At 67.0% G+C, this 14,028-nt stretch carries 15 protein-coding genes and 1 tRNA gene; 5 read left to right on the top strand and 11 right to left on the bottom strand.

What is annotated here, in order from left to right; all coding sequences use genetic code 11:
* Positions 1–72 precede the first annotated feature (72 nt).
* A complete protein-coding gene (serS, locus tag BES08_RS08665; RefSeq protein WP_069708110.1) occupies positions 73–1,353 on the bottom strand; it encodes a serine--tRNA ligase in 1,281 nt (426 codons plus the stop codon).
* Positions 1,354–1,530: 177 nt separating this feature from the next.
* Between serS and BES08_RS32770 the strand changes: the two genes are divergently transcribed.
* The gene (locus tag BES08_RS32770) at positions 1,531–1,734 is read left to right on the top strand and encodes a hypothetical protein (RefSeq protein ID WP_156799816.1); all 204 of its coding nucleotides are present in this window, start codon (positions 1,531–1,533) and stop codon (positions 1,732–1,734) included.
* A gap of 59 nt (positions 1,735–1,793) precedes the next feature.
* On the opposite strand, the gene BES08_RS08660 is transcribed toward BES08_RS32770, so the two are convergent.
* A tRNA-Val gene (locus BES08_RS08660) sits at positions 1,794–1,868 on the bottom strand.
* A gap of 78 nt (positions 1,869–1,946) precedes the next feature.
* Between BES08_RS08660 and BES08_RS08655 the strand changes: the two genes are divergently transcribed.
* A complete protein-coding gene (locus BES08_RS08655) occupies positions 1,947–2,276 on the top strand; it encodes a DUF3297 family protein (protein WP_069708109.1) in 330 nt (109 codons plus the stop codon).
* A 67-nt stretch (positions 2,277–2,343) separates the two neighbouring features.
* Here BES08_RS08655 and BES08_RS08650 read toward each other — a convergent pair whose 3' ends face one another.
* Positions 2,344–2,997, bottom strand: a complete 654-nt coding sequence (locus tag BES08_RS08650; protein ID WP_069708108.1) for a CHAP domain-containing protein — start codon at positions 2,995–2,997, stop codon at positions 2,344–2,346.
* Positions 2,998–3,106: 109 nt separating this feature from the next.
* The gene (locus BES08_RS32765; protein ID WP_156799815.1) at positions 3,107–3,295 is read right to left on the bottom strand and encodes a hypothetical protein; all 189 of its coding nucleotides are present in this window, start codon (positions 3,293–3,295) and stop codon (positions 3,107–3,109) included.
* On the opposite strand from BES08_RS32765, the gene der reads away from it, so the two are divergent.
* The gene (gene der, locus BES08_RS08645) at positions 3,294–4,673 is read left to right on the top strand and encodes a ribosome biogenesis GTPase Der (protein WP_008833521.1); all 1,380 of its coding nucleotides are present in this window, start codon (positions 3,294–3,296) and stop codon (positions 4,671–4,673) included. The genes BES08_RS32765 and der overlap by 2 nt on opposite strands.
* 159 nt (positions 4,674–4,832) lie before the next feature.
* Here der and BES08_RS08640 read toward each other — a convergent pair whose 3' ends face one another.
* From BES08_RS08640 to BES08_RS08620, 5 genes are all read right to left on the bottom strand, one after another.
* A complete protein-coding gene (locus tag BES08_RS08640) occupies positions 4,833–5,987 on the bottom strand; it encodes an AI-2E family transporter (RefSeq protein WP_069708107.1) in 1,155 nt (384 codons plus the stop codon).
* Positions 5,988–6,221: 234 nt separating this feature from the next.
* The gene (bfr, locus tag BES08_RS08635) at positions 6,222–6,710 is read right to left on the bottom strand and encodes a bacterioferritin (RefSeq protein WP_069708106.1); all 489 of its coding nucleotides are present in this window, start codon (positions 6,708–6,710) and stop codon (positions 6,222–6,224) included.
* A 72-nt stretch (positions 6,711–6,782) separates the two neighbouring features.
* Entirely contained in the window at positions 6,783–6,977 is a 195-nt protein-coding gene (locus BES08_RS08630; RefSeq protein WP_008829348.1) for a (2Fe-2S)-binding protein, read from the bottom strand.
* A 66-nt stretch (positions 6,978–7,043) separates the two neighbouring features.
* Complete coding sequence (locus tag BES08_RS08625; protein WP_083274635.1) at positions 7,044–8,339, bottom strand: DUF418 domain-containing protein; 1,296 nt, start codon at positions 8,337–8,339, stop codon at positions 7,044–7,046.
* Positions 8,318–9,385, bottom strand: a complete 1,068-nt coding sequence (locus BES08_RS08620; RefSeq protein WP_069708105.1) for an SPOR domain-containing protein — start codon at positions 9,383–9,385, stop codon at positions 8,318–8,320. The genes BES08_RS08625 and BES08_RS08620 overlap by 22 nt, the downstream gene beginning before the upstream one ends.
* 218 nt (positions 9,386–9,603) lie before the next feature.
* On the opposite strand from BES08_RS08620, the gene BES08_RS08615 reads away from it, so the two are divergent.
* The gene (locus tag BES08_RS08615) at positions 9,604–10,323 is read left to right on the top strand and encodes an AAA family ATPase (RefSeq protein ID WP_069708104.1); all 720 of its coding nucleotides are present in this window, start codon (positions 9,604–9,606) and stop codon (positions 10,321–10,323) included.
* 15 nt (positions 10,324–10,338) lie between these two features.
* Complete coding sequence (locus BES08_RS08610; protein ID WP_069708103.1) at positions 10,339–11,619, top strand: SPOR domain-containing protein; 1,281 nt, start codon at positions 10,339–10,341, stop codon at positions 11,617–11,619.
* A 129-nt stretch (positions 11,620–11,748) separates the two neighbouring features.
* On the opposite strand, the gene BES08_RS08605 is transcribed toward BES08_RS08610, so the two are convergent.
* Positions 11,749–13,002, bottom strand: a complete 1,254-nt coding sequence (locus tag BES08_RS08605; protein ID WP_069708102.1) for a dihydroorotase — start codon at positions 13,000–13,002, stop codon at positions 11,749–11,751.
* Positions 12,999–13,979, bottom strand: a complete 981-nt coding sequence (locus tag BES08_RS08600) for an aspartate carbamoyltransferase catalytic subunit (RefSeq protein WP_036523605.1) — start codon at positions 13,977–13,979, stop codon at positions 12,999–13,001. The genes BES08_RS08605 and BES08_RS08600 overlap by 4 nt, the downstream gene beginning before the upstream one ends.
* Positions 13,980–14,028 lie beyond the last annotated feature (49 nt).

Below are 14,028 nucleotides of genomic sequence, written 5' to 3'. Positions count from 1 at the left end.
CTCGCAATGACGAGGAAGGGTGGGACGAGGAAGGGTGGGACGAGGAAGGGTGGGACGAGGAAGGGTGGTCGCTCAGACCAGCGCTTCCAGCTTCTCGATCCCGCCCATCCACGGCTTGAGCACCTCGGGCACCAGAACCGAGCCGTCCTCCTGCTGATAGTTCTCCAGAACCGCGACCAGCGTGCGGCCGACCGCGAGGCCCGAGCCGTTGAGCGTGTGCACGAACTCGGTCTTCTTCGAGCCTTCCGGCTTGTAGCGCGCGTTCATGCGGCGGGCCTGATAGTCGCCGCAGTTCGAGATCGAACTGATCTCGCGATAAGCGGCCTGACCCGGCAGCCAGACTTCGAGGTCGAAGGTCTTTCGTGCGGTGGCGCCCATGTCGCCCGCGCAGAGCAGTACCTTGCGGTAGGGCAGGCCGAGTGCTTCGAGAATGCCCTCGGCGGCCTTGACCATACGCTCGTGCTCCGCCTCGCTCTCTTCCGGCTTGGCGATGGTGACGAGTTCGACCTTCTCGAACTGGTGCTGGCGGATGAACCCGCGCGTGTCACGCCCGGCCGCGCCCGCTTCCGAACGGAAGCAGGGGGTGAGGGCGGTCATGCGCAGGGGCAGTGTCTCGGGATTCAGGATTTCGCCCGAGACCGCGTTGGTCAGCGAGACTTCGGCCGTCGGGATCAGCCAGCGGCCGTCCGTCGTCCTGAACAGATCCTCGGAGAACTTGGGCAACTGTCCGGTGCCGTAGACGGCCTCGTCCTTGACCAGCAGCGGCACGGCGCATTCCATGTAGCCGTTGGTCGCCGTCTGCGTGTCGAGCATGAACTGCGCGAGCGCGCGGTGCAGGCGCGCCATCTGGCCCTTGAGGAAGGTGAAGCGCGCGCCCGACAGCTTCGCGCCCGTCTCGAAATCGAGGCCGAGTGCGGGGCCGAGGTCGGCATGTTCCCTGGGCGTGAAGGCGAATTCGCGCGGCGTGCCCCAGCGCGAGACTTCGACGTTCTGCGATTCGTCCTCGCCGTCCGGCACTTCGGCGACGGGAATGTTGGGCAGGCCCGCCAGCGCGTCCTGCAACTGCGCGGAAAGTGCCTTCTCCTCGGCTTCGAGCGCGGGGAGGGTATCCTTGAGCGTCGCGACTTCGGCCTTGAGCGCCTCGGCCGTGGCGGTGTCGCCCGAACCCATGGCCTTGCCGATCGCCTTGGAGGCTTCGTTGCGGCGGTTCTGCCCCTCCTGCATGCGTGTCGCGACGGCGCGGCGCTGCTCGTCGAGGGCGACGAGGCTGGCGGCAACGGGCGCTACGCCCCGGCGAGCGAGGCCGGCGTCGAAGGCTTCGGGATTTTCGCGGATCTGGCGGATGTCGTGCATAGTGCCGCTGCCTATGCCGCGCGGGCGTTGCGCCCGCAAGACGCCGCGCCGGTTTATGACGCCGATCGGCCGTTGAAACGTGCTTATGGCCCGACATTGCAATCGGCAACAACGCGGCAAGGGGATCGTTGCACCGGTGACAGCCGCCGCAGGGCTGTCGGACCCGGAGTGCGTGAATTGCTCGAAGAAGACCCGAACGATCCGATGAACGAACGCCACGCCTCGCCCGGCACGCGCAAGGGCGTGCGAAAGATCGTCTGGATGGCGGCGGGGCTTGCCGTGATGTTCGTGATCGCGGCGGGAATCGCCGCCACCCCGATCGGTGTCCTGCAGCGTCCCGGTGCCGATCCGGGCGCCGTGCAGAAGGCACCGGCCGACTAGGACGCAAGATCAGTTTCAGGAAGATCGTCGGAGGCGAAGTCACCATCCTTGGAGAAGGATGGTGGGCGCGACAGGGATTGAACCTGTGACCCCACCCGTGTGAAGGGTGTGCTCTACCGCTGAGCTACGCGCCCGCTCCGTTAGCGGAAGCGCGCCTTTAGACAGGCCGGATCGAATTGACAAGCGGGGAATGCAAGATAAATCGCTGCGACATGACTGAAGATAACACCACGCCCGAATCCGCCCCCGTCGCCTCCGGTACGCCCAATGCCGGTTCCGACGTGCCGCCCGATCACCTCGCGATCAATCCGCGCAGCCCCTTCTTCGATCAGGACAAGCTGCAGCGCGGCGTCGGCATCCGCTTCAAGGGCACCGTGCGCACCAATGTCGAGGAATATTCCATTTCCGAAGGCTGGGTACGCGTGCAGGCGGGCAAGACGCTCGACCGCAAGGGCAATCCGCTTACCGTCAAGCTGATGGGGCCGGTCGAGGCATGGTACGAAGACCTCGGAGAGAACCCGCCGATCGCCAAGAAGGACTGAAATCCCGTAACGAAAAAGCGTGCCGTCGCAGAGGCGAGGGCGCGCTTTTCCCGGGGGGATGAGAGGGTTAGAAGTTTCCGGCGATGATGTCGCCGATGGGGTCGCTGCGGCGGCCCTTTTTCTTTGCCGGACTGCCATCGCGGGCAAAGGCAAGGCGAACTTCGCCGCGATCGGGCTCTGCATCCCTGAACTTCGTGCCGGGCTTGGCGTTGTAGATGAATCCCGAGACCGGCCAGTGCGTGTTGCCCAGATTGCGCGAGGGGCCGTACCAGATGCGCACCTCGCTCCAGTCGTTGTTCGGCGAGACGTCGAGCGCGGTGACGTTGCGCTCGATCTCGCCCGGCACCGACCAGTTGGCGTGGCTGAGCAGCACTGTGCGCGCATCGACTATGCGGCTGACGGTGGCGACGTGGCCGAGCTTCGAATTGTTGAACGGCTTGATCGCCATTACCGCGCCCACGCGCGGCGATCCGCCGGTGGCGTAGCGGCCCTTGGCCTGACCCCACCAGGTCCACGCATCGCCATAGAGCTGGATGCCCGAAGTGGTGCGCGCATAAGGCACGCATTCGAGGTGGCCGGGGGTATTGGGCACGCTCACGGCCGAGCCCGCGCCGCCGTCGCGCGCGCCGTCCGCGTCGATGACGGTCGCGGCCATGGCGGTTGCGGGAAGCACGCTCGCCAGAGCCAGCGCTGCAACGGTGATGTGTCGAAAAGCCCTCATGAACGCCGTTTTGCCCTCGGAACATTGCCATGCGTCTTCCGGGGTTGGTTAACGACGAGCGGCCGAAAGGTTCCGGTCGAGTTGCTCAAATCGGCTCGAACATTGAACATCAATCGATTGCATCGACGTTAACGCGGATTTTCGCCCTTTTCCTGATGCCTTTGTAAATGCAGGCAATCGGCGGGCTTTTCGCGAAGTGGCCGGGGCTGACGCCGACGCGTCCTGCTCTTGGCAGGGCAGCGCGAATCACCGCAAAGCTTGCTAAATTCGCCGGAAATCCCCAAGCGGTGGGAATCATGCTTCCCCAAGTTATCATCATAGGCCGACCCAACGTCGGCAAGTCCACGCTGTTCAACCGACTCGTCGGCAAGAAGCTGGCGCTGGTCGACGACCAGCCCGGCGTCACGCGCGACCGTCGTTTCGGCGATGCCGAGCTTATCGGCCTGAAATTCCAGATCGTCGACACCGCCGGCTGGGAGGACGACGAGGCCGAGACGCTGCCGGGCCGTATGCGCAAGCAGACCGAGGCCGCGCTGGCGACCGCGGATGTCGCGCTGTTCGTGGTCGATGCGCGCGCGGGGCTCACCCCGCTCGACGAGGAGATCGGCAACTGGCTGCGCGCCTCGCCGGTGCCGGTGATCCTGCTTGCCAACAAGGCCGAGGGCCGCGCGGGCGAGGGCGGGCTGCTGGAAGCCTATTCGCTGGGCCTCGGCGATCCGATCGGTGTCTCCGCCGAACACGGCGAAGGCATGGCGGACCTGTTCGAGGCGCTGTTGCCGCACCTCGATCCGCTGCAGCCGCCCGAAGACGAATTCCCCGAGGAAGAGGACGAGGAAGCGCGCCTGCTCGCGCCGCTCAAGCTGGCGATCGTCGGCCGTCCGAACGCGGGCAAGTCCACGCTCATCAACAAGCTGCTGGGCGAAGACCGCCTGCTCACCGGGCCGGAGGCGGGGATCACCCGCGATTCGATCACCATCCACTGGAACTGGACGGACCCCAAGACGCAGGACACGCGTGAGGTTCACCTGATCGACACGGCCGGCATGCGCAAGCGCGCCAACGTGGTCGAGAAGCTGGAGCGCATGGCCGTGGCCGACGCGCGCCATGCGATCGATTTCGCCGAAGTCGTCGTGTTGCTCCTCGACGCCACGCGCGGGCTGGAGCACCAGGACCTGACGATCGCCTCCAAGGTGCTGGAGGAGGGCCGCGCGCTGATGATCGCGATCAACAAGTGGGACGTGGCCGAGGATGCCTCGGGCCTGTTCAACGGCATTCGCGCCGCGCTGGATGATGGACTGGCGCAGGTTCGCGGTCTGCCGCTGCTGGCGGTCTCTGCGCGCACCGGCAAGGGGCTGGACGAGATGATCGCCGCGGCCTTCTCCATCCGCGAGGCGTGGAGCAAGCGCGTGCCGACTTCGGCGCTCAACCGCTGGTTCGACGATGCGCTGGGCGCCAACCCGCCGCCGGCGCCGGGCGGCAAGCGCATCAAGCTGCGCTACATCACCCAGGCGAAGACCCGCCCGCCGGGCTTCGTGGTCTTCGGCACGCGCCTCGACCTGCTGCCGGAGAGCTACAAGCGCTATCTCATCAACGGGATGCGGCGTGAACTGGGCTTCGAATCGGTGCCGATCCGCCTGAACTTGCGCAGCGCGAAGAACCCGTTCAAGAAGGACTGAGGGCAAGGCCGGGGTATGAACTCCGGCCTTGTCGTTTCCGTCGTCCCGGACTTGATCCGGGACCGCTGGCCATGAGCGGCCCACGTCGCTGCGTGCGCCTGCGGCCTATCGCCTCAAGATGTGCCAGCGGTCCCGGATCAAGTCCGGGACGACGGGGCGTCATGAAGGATGCGCCACCGCTTCCTCTACCGCCTTGGCCGCACCCGCTTCGGTCTGCACCGGGATCGGCGAGCCTTCCGCCACAGCGGCTTTGGCTTCGCGCCGGTCGCGATGCTGGTTCCACACCGCGATGAACAGGGCGGCGATGACCGGGCCGATGATGAAGCCGTTGAGGCCGAACAGTTCCAGCCCCGAAAGCGTCGCGATCAGCACCACGAAGTCGGGCAGGCGGGTGTCGCGGCCGACGAGGATCGGGCGCAGCACGTTATCGACCATGCCGATGATGAACACGCCGCAGAACACCACGATGCCGCCGTGCACAGTGTTGCCGGAAGCGAAGAGGTAGATCGCGGCGGGCACCCAGATGATGCCGGTCCCGACGGCCGGCAGCAGCGAAAAGAACCCCATCAGCACGCCCCAGATCACCGCGCCCTCAATGCCCAGCACCGAGAACAGCAGACCGCCGAGCAGCCCTTGCACCACCGCGACGACCACGGTGCCGCGCATCGTCGCGCGCACCACGAGCAGGAAGTTCTGGATCAGCGAATCGCGCGTGTCGGCGTGGAGCGGCATGCTGGTGCGCACCATCTCGCCGTAGCGGTCGCCGTCACGCAGCAGGAAGTAGCTGAGGTAGAGCATCACGCCCAGCGCCGCCACGAAGCTCAGCGCACCCTGACCGACCGAGAGCACCCGGCCTGCGACGGTCTGCAAACCGCTGGTGATGCTGGAGCCGAACTGGCGGCGGATCGTCTCGAAATCGTTGAGGCCGAATTCGGCGACCATGCTGCGCACGCGGTGCGGCAGAGCGCCCTGGACCTGCTGGACGATGCGGCCGAAGTCGATCTGGCCGGTGGTGATCTTCTGGTAGAGGACCGTCGCCTCGTTGACGATGCTGATGCCAAGCAGGATCGTCGGCACCACGAACAGTGCGATCAGGCCGAACAGAACGATCGAGGCGGCAAGGTTCTTGCGCCCGTTCAGCCGTTCGGCGAGCTTCGCGGTCATCGGCTGGAACATGATCGCGGCGACCACGCCCCACAAGACAGCGCCGAAATACGGGGCGAGCAGATAGGCCCCGGCCAAGGAAATAAGCACTACGAGGACGGCGAAGCCGACATCCTCGGTCTGTAACCCACGCTTTTCGTCAGATCCCATTACCACCCCTTACAACGCAAAACCGCCGCTGCCATCCGATAAACGACGGCAGCGGCGGCGGTTCCCGTTAGGGTCTGTCGGTAAATCCGCCGCAGGCGGATTTTGCGGTACCGGCCCCAAATGCGAGCATCCGGCCCACCCGACCTCCCACGAGCGTACCATAGATGGGAGGTCGGGTGGGGGCGTGGGCCGGTGCCGCATGAGAATGCCCCGCAGGGCATTCTCACAAGCAAATCAGGATTCCGATTCGCCGGCCGGCTTGCTCTGGAGCTGGCAGTAGTTCTGGATGCCCATGCGGGCGATCATGTCGAACTGCTTTTCGAGGAAATCGACGTGCTCTTCCTCGCTTTCGAGGATGCGGGCGAAGATCTCGCGGCTGACGAAGTCGCGCACGGTCTCGCAGTGGGCGATGGCTTCCTTGAGCATCGGGATCGCGTCGTATTCGAGCGCGAGGTCGGCCTTGAGGATTTCCTCGACCGTTTCGCCCACGCGCAGCTTGCCCAGGTTCTGGAAGTTGGGGAGGCCGTCGAGATAGAGGATGCGATCGGCTAGCACGTCGGCGTGCTTCATTTCGTCGATCGATTCGTGGCGCTCGTACTCGGCGAGCTTCTTGATGCCCCAGTTGTGCAGCATGCGGTAATGCAGCCAGTACTGGTTGATTGCGGTGAGCTCGTTGAACAGCGCCTTGTTCAGAAACTCGATAACCTTGAGGTCGCCCTTCATCGCGCGGAAACTCCTATTCTGGAGCCGCGGCCTATATCCGGCAATGTCGAGTCGGGCAAGTCAGGTCATGAATTACGCGGCGGCAGCTATTCCCATTCCGGCGGACGAAACTTCGTCGGCGATGATGTCTTCGGCTTCGTCCAGGCACTGGCGGCACTGCGGGGTGCGGCCGAGCGAGCCGTAGATCGCTTCGGCATTGCCACGCACACGGCGGGCTGCGCAGCGAAGTTCGGTCTCTCGGATGGCATTGCAGATGCACACGTACATGAGCGAATCCTTGTGTTCTTCGCTCAATATATGCGAGTGCGAATGGATCGCAATAGCGAAAATGCATCACGCCATACGATTGTTCAGCGGCTTATTGTTCAAAAGGCGGTGCTCCACGAGCGACCGCCAGAGCCATTCGAGCGGCCCGCGCCGGAAATGCCGCAGCCAGACCGGGCTCCACGCCAGCATCAGCGCCCAGCCGCCCAGCACGAACAGCCATTGCCGCGCGGGCGGGACCTGACCGTAGAGCCCGAGGCCCCAGCCGTAGAACACGAAAGTCATGAGGAGGCTGGTGGCGATGTAGTTGCTGAACGCCATGCGTCCGGCGGCGATCAGGCGGCGGCCGAGCCACGTCGGCGCGATTCGGGGTGCGGCGAGCACCAGCAGCCCGGCATAGCCGACGCCGCCCAGTACGTGTGGCATGGCGAGCCCCCATACGAGCGCGGCCTGCATGGCGACGGCCGGGAAATGGCGCGGCCAGGCCCAGCCGAGGAACATTAGGGTCAGGGCCATCCCCGCGAACGTGCAGGCGAGCGAGACTTCGATCAGGCGCTTGCGGCGCAATGTTCCATCGAACAAGCCGGCCCGATAGAGCGCCATGCCGATCAGCATCAGCGGCAGCGTTTCGGAGAACGAGCCCGATATCATCTGGATCTGCCAGAAGGGGCGTTCGATCAACTTGACCCGCAGGAGGTCGAGCCAGCCAAGCCGGGCCTCGTGCACTTCCTGCGCTGCCCAGTCGTACATCGGCTGCAGTCGGGCCGCGAGCAGGCGCAGTTGCTCCGTCGTGGCGACGTGGTCGCGCACGGCGTGTTCGGCGTCGATGGCGGTGGCGGCGTCGAACATCCCCCAGATGTGCCAGGCGTAGTAGAGAGCAAGGGCGATCCACAGCAGCATCCGGTCGCTGAGCGGGCGCATCAGCAGCGCCGCGATGCCGCAGGCGGCGTAGAGGAACAGGATGTCGCCCCACCACAGCAGCAGGTAATGCGCGATCCCCAGCAGCAGCAGCCAGCCGAGCCGTCGCAGCTGGATCTGGTCGCCGTCGCGCCCAGCCGCCTCCGCGCGTTCGTGGAACAGCACCAGCCCGGCGCCGAACAGCAGCGTGAACAGCGCCCGCATCTTGCCCTCGAAGAACAGGAAGCTGAACGCCCATGCGGCCTCGTCCAGCGGGCTGACGGGATGGAGGAGCGTCGGCGTCGTCGTGCCGATCATCGGCCCGGCGAACCCGGCGATATTGATCGCCAGGATGCCGAGCACGGCGACGCCGCGGATCAGGTCAAGCGTTTCCAGCCGCGCCGGGGCAGCGGCGGGCGCATCCTCTTCGGCGAGGTCGGAGAGGGTCAGTCCCTGCTCGCCAGACACCCGAAGCCACCGGCGGTCAGGCGGGCACAGGCAGCGTCGGCCTCGGCCTTCGAGGCGAAGCCGGTGGCCTGCAGCTTCGTCAGCCGTCCTGCGGGCACCAGCGCGCGCGGATGACCGGCAAGTTCGGGGCGGCCCTTGATCTTGCCCCACAGCGCCTCGGCATTGCCGGGCACGCCGAAAGCGCCGAGCTGGACGCGCCACGGGCCGGAGGCTGCGGGTTTTGGTGCTGGGGGCTTGGGGGCAGGTGCCGGTTGCGGCCCAAGTGGCTTGACCGGCGCGGGCTTGATTGGCGCAGGAGCGGCGCTGCGGGGCAGGGTATCGCTCGTTCCGGCGGCGCGGGCGGCTTCGGTGACGGCGCGCTTCGCCTCGGTCACCTCTGGCGCGCGGACCGGCTCGGCCATGGCGAGGCGGGTGCCGAGTTCGGCCGAGGCGCTCTGGCGCTGGAGGTTCGCCTGCGTTTCGGCCGCGATCTTCTGGGCGAGGACGACGCTCTTCTGACGGTCCGCCAGGGGGATGTTGCGGTCCATCTGCTCCAGCGCGCTCTTGGCCTGCGGGAGCCCGGCGGCCTGCGCGAGACTGGCCAGCGCATAGGCGCGCACCCAGTCCTTGGGCACGAGGTCGCCGTTGAAGTGCGCGACGCCGAGAATGTATTGCGCGCGCGGATCGCCGCGAGCGGCCGAGTTCTGGATATAGGGCAGGGCGCGCTGGCGCTCGCCGCGCTGGAACAGCAGGAGGCCGTAGGCGTCGGCGGCCTGCACATGGCCCTTGGCGGCGGCCTTGCCGTAAAGATCCTCGGCGCGGGTCAGGTCGAGCGGTTCGCCGCGTCCCAGCTTGTAGGCCTGCGCCAGGTTGAACTGCGCGTCGGGGTCGCCCTGGTTGGCGAGCGGCTGCCAGATGCGCACGGCGTCGTCGTAATTGCCGCTGGACCACGCATCGACGCCGTCCTTTACACTGGTTCCAGCCATGTCGGCGGCGAGTCCCGCGCTCCATGCGGGCACGGCGAGCGCCACCATGGCGGCGGTGAGTATCGGGAGAATCTTGCTCACGTCGTCGGTGTTCCGCTACTGCCCCGTAGAAGGTCCAGGATCCCCATGAACCACGGATTGTGGTAAGCTAAAAGCGTTAACGTGGGGTGCACTCTGAATCGTCACACTTGCGCCGGTGAACGCCCGGTTTCGCCCCTCTAAGCAATTAACCGTAAATTAGGAACGATCTGGCACTCCCATCGGCAGGGCACGGCGCCCGCCGTATAGGGGAATCGGTTTTGCGCGTTTTGGCTTTGGCATCGCAGAAGGGCGGATCGGGCAAGACGACGCTGTCCGGCCATCTTGCCGTGCAGGCGCAGCGCGCCGGAGCCGGTCCGGTCGTGCTGATCGACATCGACCCGCAAGGCTCGCTTTCCGACTGGTGGAACGAGCGCGAGGCGGAGATGCCGGCCTTCGCGCAGACTACTGTGGCGCGCCTTGCCGCAGATCTTCAGGTGCTGCGCCAGCAGGGTTTCAAGCTGGCGGTGATCGATACGCCGCCCGCAATTACCCTCGCGATCCAGAGCGTCATCGCCGTCGCCGAACTCATCGTCATCCCGACCCGCCCCAGCCCGCATGACTTGCGCGCGGTGGGCGCCACCGTCGACTTGTGCGAGCGGTCGGGCAAACCGCTGGTCTTCGTCGTCAACGGCGCCACGCCCAAGGCGCGCATCACCGCCGAGGCCGCCGTCGCGCTCTCGCAGCATGGCACCGTGGCGCCGGTCACCGTGCACCAGCGCACCGATTTCGCGGCCTCGATGATCGACGGCCGCACCGTCATGGAGATCGACCCGAACGGTCGCTCCTCCGCCGAGATGGCCGCCTTGTGGGCCTATGTCGCCGACCGTCTCGAAAAGAATTTCCGCCGCACGATCTTCGCCGCGCCTGCTGTCGGACAGCCGGTGCAGGGAGGCGTGCTGCGTCCGGTGGGCGGTTTCGGCCGCCGTGTTCCGGCCTGATTTGGGGTAGATGCCATGAAGAACCGCCACAGCAACAGCGCCCGTAACGCAGGCTTCACCTTGTGCTCGGCCATGGTCGCGGCGCTGCTCGCGGGCTGCGCGGGTGGGCCGCACGGTGTCGCCAGCGCGGGTGACACGCGCGTGGCCGAGGGGCAGGTCGCCGGAGTGGACGAGGGGGCCCTTTCCAAGGTGGAGGCGCGTGTCGCCAAGTCACCGCGCGACATGGGTGCCCGCTCGGCATTGGCGCAGGGCTACCTTGCCGCCGGTCGCTTCAATTCAGCCGCGACGACCTTCGAGGACGCGCTGGCGCTGGGCGACCGCAGCCCGCGCACGGGGCTCAGCCTCGCGCTCGCCTACATCGGTTCGGGCCGCAAGGCCGAGGCGCTCGACGTGCTGCAGCGCTTTGCCAACAAGCTCCCGGCGAGCGACTACGGCCTCGCCGTGGCGCTGGCGGGCCAGCCTGCGCAGGGCGTCGAGGTGCTTTCGCAGGCCGTGCGCGGCGGCGAAAACAACGCCAAGACGCGTCAGAACCTTGCCTATGCTTATGCCCTCGACGGCCGCTGGGCCGAGGCGCGGGTGATCGCGTCGCAGGATGTCTCGGGCGATGAACTCGAAGCGCGCCTGCAGGATTGGGGCGCGAAGGCGAGCCCCGAACAGGGCCGCGCACGCGTCGCAGGCCTGCTGGGCACGCCGCTGCGCCTCGATCCGGGCCAGCCGACGGCGCTGGCACTGAACGGTATCGATCATACCCCGCGCGTGATGATGGCTGCGGCCGAGCCGGTTGAGCCTGTCGCCGAACTTCCCGCAACCGAAGAGGCCGCGCCTGCTCCGGTCTTTGCCGAAGCACCTGCGCCGGTCGCTCCGGCGTTCGCGGACGAGGCGCCGCGCCGCTCGATCGAGCGCGCTTTCGACGGCAGCCTCGCGCGCATGCAGAAGCCGCAGGTGAAGAAGGCGGCGGCGAAGGCCGCTCCGGTTAAACAGGCCGTGACTGGCCAGTCGGGGAGCCATCTGGTGCAGCTCGGCTCGTTCAGCACGATGGACGGCGCCAAGCGGGCCTGGGCGATCTTCCAGAAGCGCGACCCCTCTCTGCGTAGCCATGCGCTGCGGATCACCGAGGCCGACGTCAACGGGCGTCGCTATTACCGCGTCGCCGCCGAAGGTTTCGCGCGCGGCGTGGCGCAGTCGATGTGCTCGACCGTCAAGGGACGCGGCGGCGAATGCCTCGCCTATGAGGACGGCCGTTCGCTGCCGGGCGCGGTCGCCGCGCGTGGCAGGCCGATGCTGGCGAGCCGCTGATCACATGACGTCGTCCTGGACTTGATCCGGGACCGCTGGCCGTGAACAGCCCACCTCGCGGCGCGCGCAGCAAAGTCGCACCTAAAGACAGCCACCGGTCCCGGATCAAGTCCAGGACGACGGCGGGTCTTAGCCGCCGATCTTCTTCATTCGCACCGCGACGCCGCCCTTGAACAGCGCGAGGACGCGGCCCTGCACCGGCTGGCGGTCGAACGGGGTATTGCCCGCGGCCGCCGCCATCTTGTCCGAATTGACGATCCACGGCCGCTCGGGATCGAGCACGGCGATGTCGGCTTCGGCGCCGACCGCCAAGCTGCCTGCGTTCACGCCCAGCAGCTTCGCCGGGTTGGCGGCGATCAGTTCAAAAGCGCGGGCCATGTCGATCACGCCGTCGCGCACGAGGCTCATCGTCAGCGGCAGCAGCGTCTCCGCGCCCGCCATGCCGGGGGCCGAATCGCTGAACGGCAGGCGCTTGTCCTCGGGGCCGCGCGGATCGTGGCCCGAGGCGATCACATCGATGGTGCCGTCGGCGATGGCGCCGACCACCGCCTTGCGATCCGCCTCGCAGCGCAGCGCGGGCGAGAGGTGGGTGAAAGTGCGGAACGCCCCGATCGAAAGGTCGGAGAGCATGAAGTAGGCCGGGCTGACACCCGCCGTGACCCTAGCCCCGCGCGCCTTTGCCGCGCGCACCAGTTCCAGCCCGGCGGCGGTCGTGACGTTGCGGAAGTGGATCGCGGCATTCGCCATATCGGCCAGCGCGATGTCGCGGGCGATCGCGAGAGCCTCTGCCTGCGCAGGTGCGCTGGGGAGGCCGAGGCGGGTCGCCATCTCGCCCGCCGTGGCGACAGCATTGCCGACGATCCCGGCGTCCTCGGCATGGGCGATGACGACCATGCCCAGCATCCCGGTGTACTGCAGCAAGCGCAGCATCGTGCCCGAATCGCCGATCCAGCGCCGCCCGGTGCAGACCGCGCGCGCACCGGCATCGCGCATCATCGCGATCTCGGCGAGCGCCTTGCCCTCCAGCCCCTGCGTCGCGGCGGCGAGCGGGTGGACCCAGAAGTCCGGCTTGCCCGATTGCGCCGCGAACCGCACTCGCGCCGATACGTCGAGCGGTGGGTTCTGGTCGGGCATGAGCGCGGCGCGAGTGATGCCGCCGAAGTGGAACGCGGGCTTGTCGATCGCGAAGACGCCGATGTCGACGAGGCCCGGCGCCACGATCTGGCCCCGCGCGTCATGCACGGTGTCGCCGTCCTGCGGGGCGACGTCCGCGCCGATCGCGGTGATGAACCCGCCTTCGCAGCGCACCGCGCCGGTCTGGATCGAGCCGTCGGCCAGCAGCACGCGGCCATTGGTGACGGTAAGGGGTGCGTGAAGGCTCATGCCCAGCCCTCCATCTTGCGGCCTTTTCGGGTGAGGACATCGAGGCAGGCCATGCGGATCGCCACGCCCATTTCCACCTGCGTGGTGATCATCGAGCGCTCCACATGGTCGGCGACGTTGCTGTCGATCTCGACGCCGCGATTCATCGGGCCGGGGTGCATGACCAGCGCGTTCGATTCGGCCAGTTCCAGCCGGTCGAGCGTCAGCCCGTAGAGGTGGCGGTATTCGCGCGGGGAGGGGATGAACTGGCCTTCCATGCGCTCCATCTGCAGGCGCAGCATCATGACGACGTCCGCGCCCTTCAGAGCCGCGTCGAAGTCGTGGAACACCGTCACGCCCATCTGCTCGATATCGGCGGGCATCAGTGCAGGCGGCGCGCAGACCCGCACGTCGGCGCCCAGCGAGGCGAGGCACAGGATGTTCGAGCGCGCCACGCGGCTGTGCAGGATGTCGCCGCAGATCGTTACGCGCAGCCCGTTGAACGCGCGCTTGGCCTGCCGGATCGTCAGCGCATCGAGCAGCGCCTGCGTCGGGTGCTCGTGCTGGCCGTCACCGGCGTTGAGCACCGGGCAGTCCACCTTGTCGGCGATCAACTGCACCGCGCCCGAGGAGGCATGGCGGATGACGATGGCGTCGGCGCGCATGGCGTTGAGCGTCATCGCCGTGTCGATCAGCGTCTCGCCCTTCTTCACGCTGGAGGTGGCGACCGCCATGTTCACGACGTCGGCGCCGAGGCGCTTGCCCGCGATCTCGAAGCTCAGGAGTGTGCGCGTCGAGTTCTCGAAGAAGGCGTTGATAATGGTCATGCCGGACAGCAGCTCGACCCGCTTCTGCGCGCCCCGGTTCATTTCGACCCACTGTTCCGCCTCGTCGAGCAGGAACCAGATCTGGTGCGGGGCAAGGCCCGCAATGCCCGTGAGGCCGCGATGCGGAAAGGCGAGAGCGCCTGCCGGATAGGTGTATTCTGGAGGTGTCATTAAAGACCACGCCATAGGCGGGGAGCCGGGGGTGAGCAAGGGCGATCCA

This window comes from Novosphingobium resinovorum (assembly GCF_001742225.1).
GTDB classification, from domain to species: Bacteria; Pseudomonadota; Alphaproteobacteria; order Sphingomonadales; family Sphingomonadaceae; genus Novosphingobium; species Novosphingobium resinovorum_A.
The sequence above is the reverse complement of the archived record's forward strand: the minus strand, read 5'-3'. Positions and strand labels throughout refer to the sequence as shown.